This window comes from Pleomorphovibrio marinus (genome assembly GCF_003347495.1).
In the GTDB taxonomy this organism is placed as follows: Bacteria; Bacteroidota; Bacteroidia; order Cytophagales; family Cyclobacteriaceae; genus Pleomorphovibrio; species Pleomorphovibrio marinus.
Window position 1 is genome coordinate 513,890 of the sequence record NZ_QCXY01000002.1, and the last position, 20,562, is coordinate 534,451.

Annotated in this window: 12 protein-coding genes; all 12 read right to left on the reverse strand. The window is 44.7% G+C overall.

Annotated features, from left to right (window positions below; genetic code table 11):
- Window positions 1-48: 48 nt before the first annotated feature.
- Window positions 49-7,194 (reverse strand): T9SS outer membrane translocon Sov/SprA, encoded by a 7,146-nt coding sequence (gene sov / locus DB520_RS08150; RefSeq protein ID WP_449421218.1) that lies wholly within the window; start codon window positions 7,192-7,194, stop codon window positions 49-51.
- 90 nt (window positions 7,195-7,284) lie between these two features.
- On the reverse strand, window positions 7,285-7,884 hold the full coding sequence (gene ruvA, locus DB520_RS08155; protein ID WP_114749194.1) for a Holliday junction branch migration protein RuvA: 600 nt from the start codon (window positions 7,882-7,884) through the stop codon (window positions 7,285-7,287).
- 3 nt (window positions 7,885-7,887) lie between these two features.
- Window positions 7,888-10,158 (reverse strand): NADP-dependent malic enzyme, encoded by a 2,271-nt coding sequence (locus DB520_RS08160; protein ID WP_114749195.1) that lies wholly within the window; start codon window positions 10,156-10,158, stop codon window positions 7,888-7,890.
- A 33-nt stretch (window positions 10,159-10,191) separates the two neighbouring features.
- The gene (locus tag DB520_RS08165; RefSeq protein ID WP_114749196.1) at window positions 10,192-11,298 is read right to left on the reverse strand and encodes a DUF4837 family protein; all 1,107 of its coding nucleotides are present in this window, start codon (window positions 11,296-11,298) and stop codon (window positions 10,192-10,194) included.
- Window positions 11,299-11,382: 84 nt separating this feature from the next.
- Window positions 11,383-12,795 carry a lytic transglycosylase domain-containing protein gene (locus DB520_RS08170; protein ID WP_114749197.1) on the reverse strand — a complete coding sequence of 471 codons (1,413 nt, stop codon included), beginning with the start codon at window positions 12,793-12,795 and terminating at the stop codon, window positions 11,383-11,385.
- An 8-nt stretch (window positions 12,796-12,803) separates the two neighbouring features.
- Window positions 12,804-14,237, reverse strand: a complete 1,434-nt coding sequence (gene gatA, locus DB520_RS08175; RefSeq protein ID WP_114749198.1) for an Asp-tRNA(Asn)/Glu-tRNA(Gln) amidotransferase subunit GatA — start codon at window positions 14,235-14,237, stop codon at window positions 12,804-12,806.
- 11 nt (window positions 14,238-14,248) lie between these two features.
- Window positions 14,249-14,452, reverse strand: a complete 204-nt coding sequence (gene tatA / locus DB520_RS08180) for a twin-arginine translocase TatA/TatE family subunit (protein ID WP_114749199.1) — start codon at window positions 14,450-14,452, stop codon at window positions 14,249-14,251.
- Window positions 14,453-14,564: 112 nt separating this feature from the next.
- Complete coding sequence (locus DB520_RS08185; RefSeq protein ID WP_232834885.1) at window positions 14,565-15,857, reverse strand: murein hydrolase activator EnvC family protein; 1,293 nt, start codon at window positions 15,855-15,857, stop codon at window positions 14,565-14,567.
- Complete coding sequence (locus DB520_RS08190; protein WP_114749201.1) at window positions 15,826-16,572, reverse strand: DUF4292 domain-containing protein; 747 nt, start codon at window positions 16,570-16,572, stop codon at window positions 15,826-15,828. The genes DB520_RS08185 and DB520_RS08190 overlap by 32 nt, the downstream gene beginning before the upstream one ends.
- Entirely contained in the window at window positions 16,565-18,349 is a 1,785-nt protein-coding gene (locus DB520_RS08195; protein ID WP_232834886.1) for a tetratricopeptide repeat protein, read from the reverse strand. Before DB520_RS08195 ends, DB520_RS08190 begins: the two co-directional genes overlap by 8 nt.
- 114 nt (window positions 18,350-18,463) lie before the next feature.
- Window positions 18,464-18,895, reverse strand: coding sequence for a dUTP diphosphatase (dut, locus tag DB520_RS08200; protein WP_114749202.1), 432 nt, complete (start codon window positions 18,893-18,895; stop codon window positions 18,464-18,466).
- Window positions 18,896-18,897: 2 nt separating this feature from the next.
- Window positions 18,898-20,415, reverse strand: coding sequence for a lipopolysaccharide biosynthesis protein (locus tag DB520_RS08205; protein WP_114749203.1), 1,518 nt, complete (start codon window positions 20,413-20,415; stop codon window positions 18,898-18,900).
- Window positions 20,416-20,562: the final 147 nt, after the last annotated feature.

Consider the following 20,562-nt stretch of genomic DNA (forward strand, 5'->3'; position numbering starts at 1 on the left):
TAGTGTTGTTAGCAGCCCAAAATTAACAGCTTTGAGCATATCTTAAAATTATTGGCTTAAATTAAATGTGAGTTGACCCCCAAAGGCCGTTGAACTCCTTCGGAAAGCGGTGGATACCTTCGGGTCATTGATAGTCCTGTCAAAATAGAACTGTACGTTCAGCTTTTGGTTTACCACATAACCAATACTTGGCCTTAATTGTATGTTCAGGTTTCCATTGGTGAGGGTATTTACTTCCTCAATTTTTCTTTGGATGGTCCGGGTGTCCACGATCCTGGTAGAGACCCGGACGGTAAGGTCATTACTCAGCACCTCCTGTCTACCCTGAATTTTGAAGGGGACTTTTACACCTGCTTTAGTATATCCCAAGTCAAACCGGAAATCTTGGCTCTTTTGTTCTGTCACTTGGGCATTGGAAAAGTTAAGGCCCATGTTTCGCTCCGTATTGTACTCAAAACTGATGTTCATCCTGTCTTTGGTGAGCAAATCCACGCCTACTAATGGGGCAAACCTTTCGGATATGACCACTTGATTAAGCACAAAAATCGGGATATAGGCCCCGAACTCATCTGTTAGAGAGGGTTGTGGCAAATTTTGTAATGTATTGTAAAGTTCCAAACCCTGCTGATAGAGCAAGGAATTCGAAAAATTACTAACCTCATAGGAAGAGGTGTAATTGTGAGTCAGGTTTATGGAGGAGAAATAATCGCTTAAGGTGGGCAACTTAGACAAGCCTCGGTATTCTACCCTCCAATTTGGTAAGGGTATGCTGGGAAAAGGGTTGAGTGAGACATCCTGGGCGGTTTGCCCGGAATAGGCAGCCAAAAACGCGGGAACCAAGACACTTTGCCCATTGATATTAAATTCCCCGCCCGGGTTTTCAGCCTCTAGTCTTCCTTGTATCACAGACCTGTATGCCTCAAAATTCTGAAACAAGGGGCTGTTGTTCTGTGCATCGTCCCTGGCAAATGTGGTGCGAAGCACATTGTAACTTATGCCGTAGGATCCCATCCGGCTTGGGTTTACGGATCGATAGTTTTCTGAGGTGGGGCTCTCTCGCCTAAATATTTCGTTGTAATCTCCGGACTCCCGCTTTCGGAAATCCACTACTATCCTGAAATCTTTTATGGGTTCTATCAAAGAGGATATCTGGAGGTTTATGGCCTGGTTTTGCCGGAAGGTTTGGGTAAGCTGTGTACTTGGGGCCAACATTCCCTGGTTGGCCAGGTCAAATCGGATATTATCGTTTTGGCTACCAAAGATAAAACCAAGGCCTGGGTTCATAAAACTCCTATCCATGCCCATAAGACCGGTATTTTCTATGTATCCTGGTAAAAAGGTGCCCTGGGTAATTTGATATCTGAAGTTGATCTCCTTCATCATCATGGCAAATTTCAGCAAACCGGCCATAAACCCCTCTGTTATCGGTTCGTCCTTTTTTTCTTCCTCTTGCCCTTGTCCTTGTCTTTGTCCACCACCCGGTGCTGGCCTACCTGGGACACTGGGGCGTTTTGGCGCGTTCAGGGCGTTTAGCCGCTTGCTTTTGTTATAAAGCCTGATGAAATCCAATTTTCCGTTTACCGACCTGTCCCTGGAGTTCTGAATCAGGTTACCCAAGGTGTCCCTCTGACCCAAAGCACCTGTCACCCACCCGTAGCTGGCTTCATACCTGAGGTCTGCCTTGATCCAGTCCGTGAAAGGGGATTTGTCCAAAGGAACGGAATAGTTTACCACCGCCTGATGGGTATAGTTGGTGGTACGTCCCAGCCTACGGATGTTTGCTCTTAGGGAATCCAACTTTGCCTCTGTATCCAGATCCCCCTCCGGTTCGTCCACTACGGCATTTACACTACTATTGAAATCAAAAGACAGATTTCTAGTCAAATCCCAGTTGAGACTGTAGAACCTGTTGATAAAGAAGCTTTTTTGGAAAAGTGTTTCTACCCCTTCCGTGCCCAGTTGGTCGTTTCGGTTTTGGGTGCGCATAAACCGCCTGTCCAAATCAAGCCTAGCCGACACCATAGAAGGGGAGAGGTTGAAATTCATGTCTTTAATAAGCTGGAAATGCTTTCCATCTAAAAATTCCATGTTCTTGAACGGCTCCACCTCCAGTGGGTTGGGCTGGTAGTTGTAGGCTACACTTCCCCTATAAGTTTCATGGTTGTAGCTTTCTAATTGGATATTGCTTTGACGGACGGAGCCATAGGCATAGGAAAAACTTAAATTCTCCAGATCGTATAGTCTATTGGTCTCCTTCTCTGGGTTTCGAACCTTCCTGACGTTGTTCAGGGCAAAATTGCGCCGTTTCGATTGGTCCAACACTAAATTTCTATACGCATCCCTTTCTTCATCGGTCCTGAATTTCTGCAAAGCGGTTTCAAAGGGTACGTCGGGGTTTAGAGGGTCAAATTCCGGCCTGGTGCTGGAATTTTCCACGCTTACATACATGGGGACACTAATGTTAAGGGCTTCTGGCAGCAGTTTCTCCACATTGACATTAGCCGAAATGTCGTATTGGGTGGTGGATTCCCTGGCCCGCTCTGAAAGCCGAGTTTCAAGCCCACCAAATCCAAAGGTGTTGTGCCGGATGGAAGATGAAATTACTGCAACATCCGCAATTTGGGCATTTAGCCGTGCATTGGCCGCCCATCCAGAGGATCGGTTAAAATCGGTCACCCTGAGCTCATTGGCCCATACGCAAACTGACTTACTGGCACTTCCGGTACCTCCGGGATTTCTGATTCCTATCATCATCCCTTGTATAAAGCTTAGTTCCGGTCTTCCTACTACTGTGACCTTATATTGGCGGATTTGTGCCGAATAGGCGAGGTTTTGAGGTTGTTGGTTGTTGTCCCTTTCTGCTTTGACCCCTACAATTTCGTCCAGGGCTATGTCTATTTCGTTTTCTAGGGGCCATATTTGCCTGGGATCCCTTGTGCCGGGCTGTGTAATCCTTAGTGGAACTTCCACTTCGTAGTAGTTGTCGGTGTAATCGGTACCCAACCTCAAGTATGCAGTAAGCTCTCCATCCTGGGCATCTTGGCTATTGGCATGGAAAAACATCTTCAACCTGCCATATTGTACCAAATCCTCATTGACATTTTTGAAAACCGCCCTAGAATCCCTACTCTGGAGGTTATCCACGCATAAGCGTAAGGATTGTTCGTTGAGTTCCCTTTCCACAGTGGAGGTATTGTCCCTGTCCCTGAAGAAACCTGGAGGCAACACGTAAGGGGGTTGGTTTTCGCTGCCTTGTCCATTTTCCTCGATATTTACTACTCCCACAGTAAAGTTGGAATTGTCCGGTTCAGGGATCTCAGAAAACCCTCTTTCGAACAGGGATTCCTGAAAGATCCTCCATTGACTTCCCACCAACCTGAAATTTCCCATTCTCAATACTACTGGCTGCTGGAAGTCGGTAAGATAGGTTCGGATAAAGCGAATGGATTTGAAACCGCTTATGCCACCGTAACTGGCGTCTGGCTGACGAACCGGAATCCTGAACAAATACCAGTTCACTTCCTCTCCATTTTCCACATGGGTTACCTTATCCACAATGCTGTTTTGACCCACTTCCATGCCTTGCGGCCTTAGGTCTATCTCGTATTCATAGTAACTCTCCAGTTCATTGATGGTGTTGTCAGCATTCAGGTCTTCGTTGTCGGGCACGTTGGAGCCGGAAGGGGTATAGGGGAGGTTGGTGTTACTGGTGATGGGGGTGTTGCCCTCCATTCCATTGAACCTCTTGTAGCGTTCTAGGATTTTGACATCATTTTGATCAAATTGTTGATCCAGGTAATATTGAAAATCATCGGCAGCAGGGTCTGCTTCAATGGCTTGCCTTGCCTCTGGGTTTACACTGAGACGATTCAAAAACCTGTCCGCATAGAAAGCCCTCTCTTCTTCACTGCTCAACCCATTCAAACCAACATCCTGGTTTTCCCTGGCCTCAGGGGAGTTGTCAAAGGCTGGGGTAAGAAATTGTTGAGAAGTCACACGACCCCATTCATTTTCATTTACCCTACTGGGGTCTCCATCGGCAGGCAAACCGTTTTCAAAAGCATGCCTTCCGTCCCTCATGACGTCTTCAGAAATTTCCCCTAGGTTGAAGACCAGTTTGCCCCCTGTGGTGTTGTTGTCATTGAAAATTCCGTCAAAGACCCGTCCATTCTGGCCTTGCAAAAAAGGATCCATAAGCCAGAATTCGATGTACTCGATATTGGTTCTGTCAAAATCCACTTCCGAGGTGATGGCCCTGGTCACAGCTCCGTAGTTTTGCCGTGGATTAGGCAGAAATCCCTCCGAAGTGAGGTTGGGGTTGAAATTGTACATTCCCCTTTCATGGGGAAAATAAGCCATCTCAAAAAGTGGTTCGGGAGTTACGATGACATCCCGGATCCTCCCTTGGTAAATCTCCTGGGGGATAACCCTTCTCACGTAATGGTTTCTTCTATCCTCCCTGGTAATATTGTTGGGGACTCCTGGCCCGGATTCCCGGTAAAACACATTGTCTATTACATACCAGGATAACCTTGCCCTTCGGTAAGCATTCCCCAGTCGGTCCTCTGATTGCTGGCTCAAATCAAACTGATTGTCATTGGTGGCCGGTGTGGCGCCTAACTTCCAGTTTTGGGGTGAAGACCCCAGATTAAAGGGAATAATCGCAGTTTCGAAATCATCTATATAGGAAGTTCCTTCCCCATCCACCTGATTGGAAGTGCCCGGGATTAGGTGTGCAAATTCACCGCTGAACTGAATCAGTGAGTTTTCTTTCGTTTCGGTAAAGGGCAAGGCGTCAGCAAGCTTGGTCAAAAACAGGGACTCGTCAGAGTAGTTCATATCCAGTCCCCAAAGGCTGTTTCGTAAGGTTTCGTTACCGGTATTTATCCTAGAGATATTCGGCCTCTCATTGAGATAAAGGAAGGTTCCACCCAAGTTGAAATTTTCATTAAATAGATAGTCGAACCGGGTCCCGAGCATACTTCGGGTTTGAAAGGATACCAGATCAGCCTTCTCGAAACTTATGCTTATCCGTTTTCCTGATTGAAGAATTCCCTCGTTGATGATCACCACCCGGCCTATATTATAGTCCACGGTGTAATCCACCCCCTCGGTAAGTGGGATGTTTCCAGCAGTTACCAAAACGGAGCCCTCTGAAATATTCAGCCCTGGCAGCATGATTTCCGAAGCTGATCCAGCGGTAAAGCTTCCTTTAAGGAAATATTTGTTCAAACGGGTGACCAGCTCGGCATCTGCAAGCGTGGTCCTATATAGTGTATCATAGACGAATTTATCAATTAGGTTGGACTCTGAAGGCAGGAAATGGCTTTCCAGAGTGGAACCAAAAGGTTCTAACACGGGGAAAATAACCAACCCCAGTTCTGGACGTATGGTAAGACCGGGTACAAAGTCAAAATTCCCATCCGGCTGAGGGTCGTTTTGGGGGTTAAGTTTGTCCAGTTGCAACAATCTAATAAGGGGGATATCCTTTACGTTCTGGCCTTCCAGCAAGCTGGGGTTGTCCAGTCCGGTCCTATCGTCCCTGTAGATAACCTGTAGCTGAAAGTTTTCCTTTTGGATTTGGTTTGCATTGAGGTTATAGATGTTTTTCATCATTAGGTCCCAGGTGGGCACCCGGGTATTGATGCGCTGGGGCCTGAGCATCTTTAGGAATATCACGTTGTTTTCCGGCCTGTTTTGATAATCTTCGGATAATTCACCCACTTTATAGGATTGGCCATTGTAGGTATATTCATAGGAAACCGCAATAACCTCGTCATTTTGAAGTTTTCGCTGCAGGGAAAAATACCCAAGTTCTCGATGGAATGTGTATTCGTTGGAGCTCAGTTTCCTTGCCCCGTTTACCTGCTCGAAGTCAGTGCCTCTTTCTAACCCCAACTCATTCGATAAGGCATTAGAAGATTCCTCATAGGACCGGAAGCTGGGATTGTTTCGCAAGGAACTCCAAAGGTTGTTGGCATTATTGGAAGCAGGAGCTTGGGCATCTCCGCTGCCAATGTTGGTGTTGTCCGGGCGGTAAATTACTTGGCCTTCCCCCAAATCCATAAAGGCCGCAAAATTTCGCAAGGTTTCGGTGTCATTGGAGCGGTTCATAATATATACCTCCAAACGGGTAATCTGAACCCCGGATAGGACTTGAGGGAGGCCCCTCAACCAATTCTCGTAGTTGTTCCTGAAGAAGTGGCTTAGAAAAAAATGCCTGTTTTCGTCGTAATTGGAAGCCCTGATTTCAAAGGGCCTTCCTTGGTTTCCCCCTTCAATAATGATCTCGTCTCTTCTCCCCCTTTGGGTAGAGGCTACGGTGGTCATAAATAGTTTTCCGAATTGCATCTGCGTTTTGACCCCAAAAAGATTTTGTCCCCCCTGGATAAGGCTGTTTTGGACGGGCATGTTCACGTTTCCGATCTCAATGCTCTTGATGATATCTTCCTCAAAACCTGCATATTCCACCTTAAGCTGGTTTTCAAAGTCAAAGGAGTTGTTGCTGTCAAAATTAGCCCCAATCCTTACTTTCTCCCCTAGCATTCCATTAACGCTCATTTGGATTTGTTGGTCAAAATTGAAACCTCCGTTTCTTTGTTGGCGTATAGGGATAGAAGGGTTGTCGATCCTTCTGAAGATTCCGCCGAAGTCAAGGTTTACGTTGCCTGTAGGAACGATGGTGATTTCGTTGCCGCCGAATATCCGGTCAAAGGTGGGACTCATGGTAATGGGAGGGATAAGCCCTCTGCCCCCTACGGCACTTTCTCCGTCCATTCCCCTCGAGCGGTTTCTCCAATATTCCTGACGTAGGCGCAATTCCTGCATCTTGGAATAATCATCGAAGTCTATGGTGTAACCGGGATCTTGCTGTAAGGTGTCAAACTCTTCGAGGATCTTGTACCTAAACGAGGTATCCACTTCCACTTCTATCCTTTGTTCCATAGGGGGCTCAAAGAGGAAAGGGGAAGTTCTTGGCTGAAATGGATTTTGATAGGGAAATAGCGGATTAGTGCCCAAGTCGTCCCATAACAGAAAGGAAGGTAGGGTTCTCCTCTTATTCAAGGAATCCAACCTACTAGGTAGCGTATCGGTAGGTGTAGGTAAGGTGTCTGTAGCTAGTGTGTCAGTAGGGGTTGAAGCAGGCTCCTGAAAGGCATACAATTGGAATTGGCACATAAAAAGTGACAACAACAGGCCTAAGGTTGTTGTTGAAAATTTATAGTGTACCGACTTGTTTCCCAAAAAAATATTTAACAAAGACAAGGTCAAAGCTTCTTCCCTTTATGTTGATTTTAAAGATGCCTTAATTAATTCTTCCAAAGAAATTTCATGTCCATTTTTTTTCAAAACGGAGGCGATATTTTTCTCGGCTGCCGCTTTAGGAAATCCTAAAGTAACCAAGGCTTGTAACGCTTCCTCTTTTAATTTATTGCTGCTTTGAATGAACCCGCCAGACCGAGAATCCATGATACCGTGGGTATCTCTATTTATCTTGTCCTTCATTTCCAGCACGATACGTTGGGCGGTTTTGGCACCAATGCCTTTTACTCTTTGAATGGTCTGATGGTCTCCTTGAAAGATGGCACTCTCCAGTTCCTCGGTTTGCAGGGAGGAGAGCACCATTAGGGCCGTATTTGGGCCAACCCCGGTGATGGAAATAAGCTCCAAAAAAAGTTTTTTTTCATTTTCCTTAAAAAACCCATAAAGCGTATGTGCATCCTCCTTGATATGGAGGTAGGTGTGAAGCATAATGAGCTCTTCGTCCTTAAGCTCAGAAAAGGTGTTTAGGGAAATCTTTACCAGGTATCCTACTCCCTGGATATCTATAATTACAAAGGTGGGATCTTTATGTGCTAGTTTCCCTTTGAGATAGGCAATCATAATTTATCCCTGTTCTAAACTTTGAGCATCTACTACTGCAATAGCCACCATGTTTACAATTTCCCGGATGGAACTCCCCAATTGAAGTACATGGACCGACTTGTTCATTCCCAGCAGGATTGGGCCAATGGCCTCTGCATTGCCGATTTCGGCCAATAGTTTGTAGGCAATATTCCCAGAGGCAAGATCAGGGAAGATCAAGGTATTGGCCTTGTTGTTCACTAGGGTACTAAAGGGGTAATTTTCCTTTTGGATTTTCTCATCTAGTGCCACGTTGGCTTGCATTTCCCCTTCTATTACCAGCTCCGGGTACCTTTCTTTTGCCTTAATGGTAGCCAGTGCAGTTTTCGTGGGCACCTCACCCTTTGCAGAGCCAAAATTACTGTAGGAAAGTATCGCGATTTTTGGGTCTATATCAAAGAACCTAACCCCATTGGCAGTTAACCCAATGATGTCCACCAACTGATCCGCAGTGGGATTGACGTTTACTGTGGTGTCAGCAAAAAAGAAAGGCCCTTTGTCCGAGTTCATGATGTACATACCTGCTACTCTGTCCACTCCTTTTTTCACACCAATAATTTGGAGGGAAGGGATTATGGTACGTGGGTAATCCTTGGTGAGTCCGGAAATTAAGGCATCTGCCTCTCCGGTTTCTACCATCATGGCCCCGTAATAATTCCTTTCCCGCATCAATTTCTTTGCCTCATAAAGCGTCAAGCCTTTTCGCTTACGCTTGTTGTAGAGGAGATTGCCATATTGCTCCAATTTGGAGGGTTCTTCGTTGGGGTCTATGATGGTGACATCCGGGAGGTCCAAGAAGTTTTCAGAAATTAGTTCCTTTATTTTTTCTTTGTTGCCCAAAAGGATTGGAATACCAATTTTTTCGTCTTTGATCAACTGGGCAGCTTTTAAGATTTTCCTGTTGTCTGCCTCCGTAAACACCACTCTTTTTGGGTTTTTCTTGGCTCTGGAAATGACCCTGGACATCAGGCGCTGGTCTATTCCTATCCGTTCCTGAAGTTCTAGCTCATAAGCATCCCAGTCTTGGATGGTTTGCCTGGCCACCCCGGATTCAAGGGCTGCCTTTGCCACGGCGGGTGCTATGGTGGTGATTAGTCGGGGATCCAGCGGTTTTGGAATCAGGTACTCTTTGCCAAAGGCTAGTTTGTTCTCCCCGTAAGCCTTGTTTACGATGTCCGGGACGGGGTTTTTGGCCAAACCGGCGATTGCCCTGGCAGCCGCCAACTTCATTTCCTCGTTGATACTGGTAGCCCTCACATCCAAGGCACCCCTAAAAATATAGGGAAAACCGATGACATTATTTACTTGGTTGGGAAAATCTGACCTTCCTGTAGCCATGATGATGTCCTCCCTGGCCTCCGTGGCAAGGTCGTAGGTGATTTCGGGGTCCGGGTTGGCCAAGGCAAAAACAATAGGGTTGTTGGCCATCAGACGCAAATCATCCTGGGACAATATATTGCCCGCAGATAGACCCAAGAGCACATCTGCATCTACCAGTGCATCTTGGATGTTATAATAGTCCTTCTCCGTGGCAAATTCCTTGTGGATCTCGTGAAGATGGGGACGGTCTTTTCGGATTACTCCTTCGATATCGCACATTACGATATTTTCGCTCCTTACCCCAAGCCCTTTATAAAATCGGGTACAGGATACCGCAGCCGCTCCGGCACCACTTACCACCAATTTGATCTTAGTGATGTCCTTTCCAATAATTTCTAGGGCATTTAGCAAAGCAGCACCGGAAATGATAGCCGTACCATGCTGGTCATCATGCATTACCGGAATATTCATGGCCTCTTTCAGCCTGCTTTCTATGATAAAACACTCAGGAGCCTTGATGTCTTCAAGGTTGATGCCCCCAAAAGTAGGCTCCAGGGATTTGATAATTTGTATGAGCTTTTCCGGGTCTTTTTCATTCACCTCCAAATCAAAGACATCTATGCCGGCGAATTTTTTGAAAAGTACTCCTTTCCCCTCCATCACTGGCTTGGAAGCGTCTGGACCTATGTCCCCCAAACCCAAAACAGCGGTTCCATTAGAAATAACGGCAACTAAGTTTCCTTTTGCAGTATACTTGTAAGCGTTGTTTCTGTCCTTTTGGATTTCCTTACAGGGCTCTGCCACTCCTGGTGAATAGGCCAATGCTAAATCAAGCTGGCTGGATAGGGGTTTGGAGGGAATGACTTCAATTTTACCGGCTTTTTTGCCTTGGTGGTAATTTAAAGCATCCTCTCTTCTGATTTTTATGACCATGAAAAGTTGGCTTTTATTTGGATTTTATTGTGTCTAGGCTCCTTCTTCGTTGATGATTGTAGCCTTTAGGATGGTTTCGATTTCCCTTAGTGAAGCCCTATGGGCCTCATTTGGATAATATACAAAGCCCTCCATGTAAAATACTTTTCCCCTCTCTGCATCTAACACGGTATAGGAGAGGAAAGACCCACCCATACTTTTGTTGTTGGTGCGCCAGGCTCCTCTCATCTCTACTGCAAACTGGTCATCAATGGTTACATTGGAAAACACTGGGGGTTCCAGGGTCTCCGTTACCACATAGGAATCCTTGTTGGCAGGATCAGCAAAAATCCTGGTTTTGGTAATTTGATCCCTTAACTTTATGATGTTCTCCGGAAAAACCTGATCCTCATCCTTGTAATCGGTCATGTAGAAAAACACACTAATATCCGGCTTATCCGCTCTTGGAGTGGGTTGTCGGAACCAGACAAACTGGTCGTCTTCCTCTACAAACTGGTAGGAGGCAGGCAGGTTGAGCTTGATCCCAAAGGTTTCCCTGCCCTTGTTAGTGGCGATGCTGCTTTTCCGGTTAAATAATGCTTTTGCTATTTGTTCCCTCTCTCGGGTCAGAAACAGATTTTGGATCCTCTCCCTGTTTTCTCTCAAATTCGAGATAAGTTCCTGGTCGTTGTTGCCAAAAAGATAGAGGACCTCCTGGCCTACCGCAAACTCATCTTTACTCCTCAGCATATAAAGGGAAGGGTCGTTTTGAGCCATTTCCTTGGAATTGGCAGTAAATTGGCTGTTGATGGTCCTGCTACCCGGACTTCTATCGTCAAAGGTGGTGACATAAACCATGTTTGATGCCATCCTCAAAATCCGGGTGAGCTTTCGGGGATCTACCTTCCTTATGTTGAAAAGGGACTCGCTTCGGATGATACCTTCTATGTTTCGTTGGAAAATCTCCTTGATTTCATCTCCCACAGGACCCGCATATTTGGCGGAATCGATTACCAAAATAATTTCACCTAACTCACCTCGTGCTCTTGGAAGGTTGCTTGTTGATTTTTCTCCCTCCCCGTTTCCTTCTTCACAGGAGCTTAACCCAAATGTAAAGAAAGCCAATAGGACAATTAGGTAGTTGATGTTAGTTTTATGCATTTTTGAGGGTTTTGATCCAATCTTCCTAATTTAGGAATAATTCAAAGCAGAAAAAAATAAAATTAAATATTTAGTTTTAAATTCTTACCCAATAATTAATTTTTGGCCAGGCTTTATTTGGTTGTTGTTCAGGTTATTGAGTCTTTTTAGCTGTTCTATGCTTACTCCTTCCAATTTCCGTGATATTAACCATAACGAATCTCCTGGCTGAACGGTATACGTTTTGGAGCCATTTTCTTGTTCTACCATTTCCTTGGCAGACGTGGAAGAGGCAATATTTTTGTTGAAGGCGGATTCATCTTGGTGAATCTGCAACACCTGGCCCACCTTGATCACATTGGAGTTTAGCCCATTCCAAGCTTTCAAATTGGATAAAGGCACATTAAATTGCTGTGCTATTTTACCGAGCACATCACCTGGCTTGACCCGGTAAGTCAAGGTTTGGGTGACAATTTGGGGTTTCTCTACTTCTTTTTCTTCTTTGACATTCTCAGCGAGTAACCTTTCTGTTTGCACTTTGAGGGAATCTCTGATCCAATATTGATTCTCTACCAGGTAATCAAAATTATAGGAAGGAATACGTATCTCCTTGTTCTTCCGATTGGCAGGAGCCTTGTTGCTCAACAATGCTGGGTTCAACATCTGTAAATCCTCTAAACAAATATCAGTGACTTCCACGAGCTTTTCCAAGTCCAGTTCGGCCTCCCATGCAATTTTCTCGTAATGGATCGGATAGGCATCTTCTTCCAAGATGAAATTATGGTATTCCGGATGTCTCAACACATACATGATGGCTTGGAACTGGGGAATGTAGCTCCTGGTTTCCCTAGGCAAAAACCTGTAGATCTCCCAGAAGTTCTTTTTACCTCCTGACCTGCGTATGGCTTTATTCACGTTTCCAGGTCCACAGTTGTAGGCTGCAAGTGCTAGTTCCCAATCCCCAAATCTGCGGTAAAGGTTTTTTAGAAAGCGCATGGCAGCCTCCGTGGACATTTCCGGATCCATCCTGTCGTCTATGTCCTGGTTGGTGTAAAGTTGATATTCCCTGCCTGTTCCTGGCATAAATTGCCACAGTCCCATTGCACCAACCCTAGACCTTGCTTTTGGGTTTAGCCCTGATTCCACTATTGCCAGAAACTTGATGTCCTCTGGCATGTTGTGACTCCTCAAGGCTTCCTCGAACAAAGGGAAATATTGATCTCTCCTGGCCAACATCATTTTGGTGTAGGTTCGGTTTCTTACCACAAAGTAATCGATAAATGAAAAAATGGTTTCATTTAACTCAAAAGGCATGTCGGTTTCCATTTTCTTTACCCTTGCCTCTATTTCAGAGTAGGTGAAGTCCGGAATATGCTCATAATCATGGAAAGGCTCCACAAATGCGGTGTCTTCCTTTCCACTGAATAGCGAATTGCTTTCTTGAGAAAAACTAAAATGGGGGGGCAATCCTAAAAGCGCCCCCGTAAATACGGCAATACCTAACTTTAAAAATTTCATGACCTATGTTAATTTGAAGACTTTAAATCCATCAAATAGTTGGCGAAGGCGTATAAGTCCGCCTCTTTAAAAGAGTTGGCCATAATTTGTAAACCTATCGGAAGCCCATTTGAATCATTCCCATTAGGAATGGATATCGCTGGAACACCAGATACAGATGCCTGAACCGTAAACAAATCTTCCAAGTACATGGCTACGGGGTCATCCCTATGTTCCCCAAACCTGAATGCAACACTTGGAGTGGTTGGCATTACAATATAGTCAAATTTATTTAAAAGGTTTTCAGTAAACTCCTTGATCATACGCCTTACTTTCTGTGCCTTGGTGAAATAGGCATCGTAGTAACTGGCGCTAAGCACAAAAGTTCCCAACATTATCCTTCGCTTCACTTCTTCCCCAAATCCCTCGGAACGCGTCAATTTGTACATGCTTTCCAAATTATGGGCATTTGGGGTTCTATATCCGTATTTAACACCATCAAACCTGGAAAGGTTCGAACTGGCCTCTGCCGTGGTAAGAATATAATAGGTGGGCAGCACATAGGTCAAAAGGGGAAAATCCACTTCCTCTACCTGATGGCCTTCTTCCCTAAGCTTATCCAGAATGTCCAGGGTGTGTTGCTTAATTTCATCCTGAAGCGCATCCGAGTGCATGGTTTCCTTTAAGCAGGCAATCTTTGCCCTCTTATCAAAATGCAACAGCTCGGAATAGTTGGGTACTGGTTTTTTGGAGGAGGTGCTGTCATAGTCATCTGGTCCTGCCATGGTCTCCAGTACCATGGCATTATCTTTTACATTATTGGAAAAGACGCCTATGGTATCAAAGGAAGAAGCATATGCGATCAGTCCCCATCTGGATACCCGGGAATAGGTGGGTTTAATACCCACAGTCCCAGTAAAGGCAGCAGGCTGACGAACAGAACCCCCAGTGTCGGTACCTAATGAAGCAGTGCATAAATTGGCTTGGACGGCAACTGCTGATCCTCCAGAAGAACCTCCGGGAACCCTACCTTCATCCGCAGCATTTAGAGTGTTGCCGTGGACGGAGTTTTCATTGGATGAACCCATACCGAACTCGTCGCAGTTTAACCTGCCAATGATGATGGCATCTTCGTCGATTAAGCGTTGAATGGCCGTAGCCGTGAATTGGGACTCAAAACCTGAAAGGATTTTGCTGGAAGCATTTGCTTCATGGCCCTGGTAGCACAGCACATCTTTAATGCCCAGTACCATTCCAGCAAGTTTACCAGCTTTACCAGTGCTTAGTTTTTTGTCTATTTCCTCTGCTTTTTCCAAAGCAGATTGGGTATAAACTTCAACGAAGGCGTTTAAGTGCGCCTTCGTCTGAATATTTTCCAAGTAATGATTGACAATCGCCTTACATGAGGTGTCTCCATTTTGCAGCGATTTTTTTATTTCGTCAAATGATCGGAATTTTTCCAATGTCGTTGATTTTAATCGCTGGTCTTCTTGTCCTTGATACCCTCCTCTAAATCATCTTGAATTTCTTTCGTGGCATCTTTAAATTCCCTGATGCCTCTTCCAAGGCCTCTTGCCAATTCAGGAATTCTTTTGGCACCGAAGAGTAGAATGACGACCAAAACGATAATCACCAATGAGCCACCTCCGATATTTTGTATGAAAGCCAATGTGTTCATATTCTGCTTATTTAGGTTTTAATTTATTACAAATATATAACTGTGTATGTCTAACACAAAAGAATAACGTCTAGTTATTCCTTTTTTTTACATGAATGAGTTAAAATACGGATTATTTCTTAGAAAGCCAAATACTTGGATCCATGACCTGTAGTCCCTTCCAGGTCTGGAAATGCAGTTCAGATACTCCGTTCTTGTCTGTATTTACGGTGCCTATCACGGATTTGGATTTTACCTCTTGCCCGGATTTTACAGCGATGGTCTTTAGCCGGCTATACATGGTGTAAAAATCGCCATGTCTGATGATGACTGTGCCTCCCATTCCGGGCACTGTAGTGATCTTGGTGACTACCCCATCAAATACAGATCGGACCTGCTCTCCATTGTTTGTTTGTATATCTATCCCATCATTGGTTTCGGTAATTCCCTTTAAGGTAGGGTGGGGGAAAGTACCGTACTTTTTGGAGATAAAGCCACTTTCTACAGGCCAGGGAATCTTGCCTTTATTTCCTTCAAAGGAACTGGATAATGCGGCCCCCTCAGGGGTTAGGGGAATGTTGCCCGAGGATTTAGCTGTGGTTCTGCTGCCTTCTTTTTTGGCATCCGCTTCAGCTAGCTTGATTTCCTCCTCAATAACCCTCTTTATCAGCCTGTTCAGCTCCTCCTGTTGTTTTTTGGCCTCTTGAATGTCTTTTTTAAGTTCATCCTCCCGCTGGGCTAGGTTGTTGACTACCCCTTGCTGTTCCTTTTTCAGCTTGTCTAAATTCTTTTTCTCCGACTGTTCCTGGGCCAATAGCCTTTCCTTATCTTTTCTCTTTTCCTCTAGTGCCAATTGCTTTTCTTCTAGCTCTTTAGCCACCTTCTCCATCTGCTCCACCTGTTTCTTTCTTGCATCCCCATACTGCTTTAGGTAGCTTAGACGCATGTAAAACTGTTTGAAGGTAGAAGCACTGAATACGAAGGTGAGAACGTTTACCCCACTGTTTAATTTATAGGAGGTATAGATCATGTCTGCGTATTCTTCTTTTAGTGTGACCAGGTCTTTTTCTAGCTCATGAATGTTGTTTTCTATGGCATTGACCTCCCTGTTGATCAGCAAAACTTCCCTATTAAGTGTTCCGATGTAGGACATCCTGGCTTCCAGCTTTTGGTTAAGGGCGTTGAGTTCGCTAAGGGTGTTTCTTTTTCTTGCTGTGGTTTGCTGGAGGATTTGATCATATTCTCTTAACTTCTTCTGAATAGCGGCTTTTTCGGCCTCCAGTTGGGAACGGGAGCGTGTAATAGGGGACTGTGCCTCCACCTGATAAGGCATGCAAAAAGCCACAAAAAGCAGGGCGAAAAAAAGGTGCCTCTGGGATAAACGTATGAGACGTTTAATAGTTATACGGAAAATTAAGTGAGTCATTCGATAGATCTACTTTTACTATCTCTGCATTCATGGACATTTTAGACCTGGGTTTGTCAGGTAGGCTGATTATCATATTCACTATGGCCCGGAATGGGAAAGGTTGGGATTCCACATCTTTGAATTCCTGGTAGTTTGCCGATAGGCTTCCACCATCCCTCCGTTTTGTGTCGCTTTGCAAGTCGGTGACCTTGCCGTGACGTGCGCTTATGGCCGACCGGTAGACCAAGTTGTCCCTTTCTTGGGTAAGTTCAAAAGACTGGCCCACCCTTACCATCCTGTCCCTAAGTGAAAACTCATGGGGGATATTGGCAAAGAGCAGATTTTGGGCCAGAGCCAAAGTCAGAGATACCCCGTAATTTTTGCGGAAGGTATCATAATCCATATCTATGGTGTTTCCGTTAATTCTGTCCCTGATCTTGATGAAATCATGTGTCATCACACCCCTTGCTGCCTCAATCCCCAAACCGGGGGACAGGCTAAACCACAATATGCTGTCCTTTTTGGCCCTTATATTCAGTGTTCCTTTGGTAATTTTCCCATTCCTGTCTTCAATCATTACCTTTCCCCTTGCAGATAAATAGTTGAAATCCAAGTAATTGGGTTCAAATTCATCCATAACGGTATCAGAAGAAAAAAGCTCGGGTTTGCGGGCACAGCCTGCGGATATGCCTACAAGGGCAAGAAAGAAAAAGACAAAAGATAGCCTATTCATAGTATTTTTTATGCTTGATTTTTTCAGACAAAAACTTGGAGGTCTCCTCCAGCCCTTCGGCTTTTTTCCAATACACTAAGGCCTCTTTCTCTTTTCCCAACTTATAAAGGATGTCACCGTAATGCTCATACATAACGCCGTTTGGTTCTTCTTGGTGTTCCAGAGCTTTTTCCATGTATTTTTTTGCCTCCTCGTAATTTCCGAGTTGAAACATCACCCAAGCATGTGTATCCAAATAAGTAGCGTTTTCGGGGAATTTCTTCACCAGTTTTTCAGACATTTTCTTGGCCTTCTCCAGATCCTTTTTTTCCAAAGACAGAAAATAGGCATAATTATTTAAAATATGCTCATTGTTGGGGCTAATTTCCAAAACTTTGTCATAGGCTTCAAAGGCTGCCTCTTTTTCTTCCAAATAATGTAAGGCATCCCCCAATTGCCCCAAGGTCATCATTTCCAGTTGTCGGTTTTTCCCCTCGTTGATGGCTAGGGATTTTTCGAGCGAGCCCCTGGCTTCTTCAAATTTTTTCTGCCCAACTTTAGCTGTCCCATCAAAGAACCAAAATTCCGGTTTATCAGGGAATTCTTCAGTGGCCAGTTCGGTGTAGGCCTCTATTTCCTGGTAGTCCTTTTGCAATTCAAACTTCAATGAAATGATGTTCTGAAGCACTTGCTCATCGGCAGGTGTAATGGCTGCTGCAGACTGAAAGTATTCTAAGGCTTCTTCCTTTTCGCCCATCATCAGTGCCCTTTCCCCCAGTGCAGCTTGTATGGCCACATTTCCTGGGTGCTGCTCTTCCATATAGTTAGAGAGGGTGTTTAGCAGCTCAAAGTTTGGAGCACTTCGCATTTCCCTACTTACTTCGGAGAAAGTCCTTGCCTTTGTTTCAGCATCCAAGTCGGGGTTTGCAAAGGCCTTTACCAAAAATTCATATGCCTTATTAGGCTCATTCTTTTCATTATATAAAGTAAATGCCGCCAAATTCAATTCAGGTTGGTCGGGATATACCTCCATATTTTCTTCAACTAGCTTAATGGCTCTTTGAATTTTGTTGTTATTAAAGAGGATCTCCACCAGCGCAAGCACGTATTCGGCGTTTCCGGGATGAGCCTCTATCAGCTTTTCTCCTTCCTTTACCGCACTTTCCAGGTCATTTTTCTTGAAATAGATCCGTTGTTTTTGAGCAGTAAGTTGCTCTACCACCCCGTAGTGTTCTTCAGCTTCGTCCAAAGCTACCAAGGCCTTGTCCAATTCATTGGAGGCAAGGTATAAGGAGGCCAATTCTAGAATATATTGTTGGGTATTCTCCCCATTTTCCATTAATGTCTGTATAACCTCTGCAGCTTCCTTGGCCTTTTTTTGCTTGCTGTAAATCTCAGCGATCATCAAGTGATAATACTTGTTAGAAGGGTTCAAATCCACGGCATTTTCAGCAAAATCCAGGGCCTTATCCAGCTTATTAGCGCGGCTGAGCATTTCCGCCATCTTAAAATGGATGGCTGCTTCCTCGGGGTTTTGCTCCAGGGCTTTTTCAAAATAAAAGTAGGCCTTTTCGTATTCCTCCAATAAAAGGAACTTCTGGCCTTCGACGAAATACCGTGAAGCCAGCATTTCTTTTTGCTGCTGTTTCTTTTCCTTCCTAGAAATCTTTTTCTGCGCAAATGCATCCAAACCGGTACCTGCAAATAGTACCAGTGACAAAAGACAGCTTAAAATAGCATTCTTAGGAATGTTTCTAAATGGATTTGTGGCGATTGCCCCGCCTATATTCATGTTCATTTTTATGCGATCTATTATATCTCCCCGCCTAGGTTAAACCCGAAATTTTACTTTTGGTTTCCAATCTGCTACAATTGCCTAGCCAATTTGGTTCCATTTACCCCTAAGCACCATTTACTTTCCAGTACTTCCATAACCACCAGAACCCCTTACTGTCTCATCCAATTCCATGGATTCCTGCCAAGAAATTTGTTCGTACTTAGCCACCACTAATTGGGCTATACGCTCCCCGTCAAACACCGTAAATGGTTCCTGTGAATGATTGATCAAAAGCACCTTGATCTCACCCCTGTAATCGGCATCTATGGTACCCGGGGAGTTTAACACTGTAATTCCGTTTTTGTAGGCCAAGCCGCTGCGAGGCCTTATCTGAGCCTCATACCCTTTAGGTAGGGCAATGTATAATCCAGTGCCTATAAGCTTTCGCTCCAAAGGCAAAATGACAATAGGTTTTTCCAGATCAGCCCTAAGGTCCATTCCTGCAGATTGGGCGGTTTGATAGTGGGGAAGAGGGTGCTTGGACTTGTTAATTACTTTTATTTCCATGTTTATTTTTTCCTGAATCGCGCAAAAAGCAAAGTTAATTCCTTTTTCTCCAAGGTGAAAACGAAAAAACCGTATGCAATGATAAACAAATTATGAATAAAAAAATCTAAAAAAATATTTCCGGTATGGATAAGAAATCCCGAATAGCTGAAAACAAAGGCCACAACCAAAATAACTATCGCTTTTTTGGTTTGATAAGGGATAGGATAATAACGTTGTCCAAGTCGGTAGCAAAGGATGCACATTACTCCATAAGAGGCGAAGGTGCTCATTGCTCCACCCATAAAACCCCAGATGGGTACCAATGTGAAGATTACTGCTACCGTAACTACGGCACCAATGGCAGTAATGTAGAAGCTGTAGGAAGTCTGGTCAGTCAGCTTAAACCAAATGCTCAGGTTATAATAAATCCCCAAAAACAAATAACCCATCAGCAACAAAGGTACCATGCTCAGTCCTGTCTCATAACCCTCCGCCTGAAAAAACAGGCCCCCAATCACATCCAAATTCACAGCCACCGCTACCATGAGAAATGTACAGAAAATTATAAACCAATGCATGACCCGAGCAAATACCTGAGGACTTTCCTTATTGGTGGCTTGCTGAAAAAAGAAGGGTTCTGCAGCATACTTAAAGGCCTGAATAATAAGGTTCATAAATATGGCCAGCTTGAAGTTCGCCCCGAAAATACCCCCTGCCTCCCTGGTGCTAAGGCCCTCATAAAAGCCCTCCGGCAGTGCATATTCAAATAGTCCCCTAGAAAACACTTCATTAGTAACACCTGCCAGCCCCATAAAAAGCAAGGGCATGGCATATTGCCACATGGGGGCTAGGATTTCCCTTTCCAGCTTGATTCCCAGGTTTCTAACCAGCAAAAACAGGAGGGGAAGCACCAGTGCATTCGCCAGGACATTGGAAAGGAGTATATAATCCACCCCCCAATCCGGGTTGTAAATTACTTGCACTATGGATTGCCATTCCGGGAACCACTCACCATGGAAAACGTGGTAACAGAAGACAATAAAAAAGATGTTTAGGGCAACATTTAGGCAAATGTTTAGCAATTTAATCAGGGCAAAGGACAAGGCTCTTCCTTCTATTCGCAATTTCGCATAGGGAATGGCCATCAAAGCATCTATGCACAGGATAAAGGCCACCCACCTGAACAAGTGCCCCTGGCCAGGATATTCCAGCAATTCGGCCAGCCCATCTGCAGAGAGGTAGATGACAGTTCCCATGATAAGGGCTACCAACCCCACCATGGAATGAGCGTTGTTGAATACCCGCTCCGGGTTCAGGCCCTTCCCGGTAGCAAAACGGAAATAGGCGGTCTCCATGCCAAAGGTGAAGATGACATTGAGAAAGGCGATCAGGGCATAAATCATGGTAAAACTACCCAGGTCCTCCTTAGTCAAATAACCGGTGTATAGGGGGATGAGCAAAAAATTAATGGTTTTGCCAAGGATGCTGCTGATGCCGTAAACTGCAGATTGCCCGGCTAATTTTTTGAGCTGACTCATGAGTAGTGTTCAAGGTTGCACGATACCCGCATAAAATTCAAGATTCAAAGCTACTTCAATTTTTGAAATTTGAGAACTTTTGGGGTGCAAGGTGGTAATAAATGGCAAGTTATCGGCTAAGGGGAGGAGGGGAGGCCCCAGAAATCC

Coding starts and splice junctions, on each gene's coding strand:
- DB520_RS08170 (WP_114749197.1), bottom strand. CDS start 12,795: ATGAAATTTTTAAAGTTAGGTATTGCCGTATTTACGGGGGCGCTTTTA.
- DB520_RS08165 (WP_114749196.1), bottom strand. CDS start 11,298: ATGCATAAAACTAACATCAACTACCTAATTGTCCTATTGGCTTTCTTT.
- DB520_RS08190 (WP_114749201.1), bottom strand. CDS start 16,572: ATGAATAGGCTATCTTTTGTCTTTTTCTTTCTTGCCCTTGTAGGCATA.
- DB520_RS08185 (WP_232834885.1), bottom strand. CDS start 15,857: ATGACTCACTTAATTTTCCGTATAACTATTAAACGTCTCATACGTTTA.
- DB520_RS08205 (WP_114749203.1), bottom strand. CDS start 20,415: ATGAGTCAGCTCAAAAAATTAGCCGGGCAATCTGCAGTTTACGGCATC.
- tatA (WP_114749199.1), bottom strand. CDS start 14,452: ATGAACACATTGGCTTTCATACAAAATATCGGAGGTGGCTCATTGGTG.
- DB520_RS08195 (WP_232834886.1), bottom strand. CDS start 18,349: ATGAACATGAATATAGGCGGGGCAATCGCCACAAATCCATTTAGAAAC.
- ruvA (WP_114749194.1), bottom strand. CDS start 7,884: ATGATTGCCTATCTCAAAGGGAAACTAGCACATAAAGATCCCACCTTT.
- DB520_RS08160 (WP_114749195.1), bottom strand. CDS start 10,158: ATGGTCATAAAAATCAGAAGAGAGGATGCTTTAAATTACCACCAAGGC.
- dut (WP_114749202.1), bottom strand. CDS start 18,895: ATGGAAATAAAAGTAATTAACAAGTCCAAGCACCCTCTTCCCCACTAT.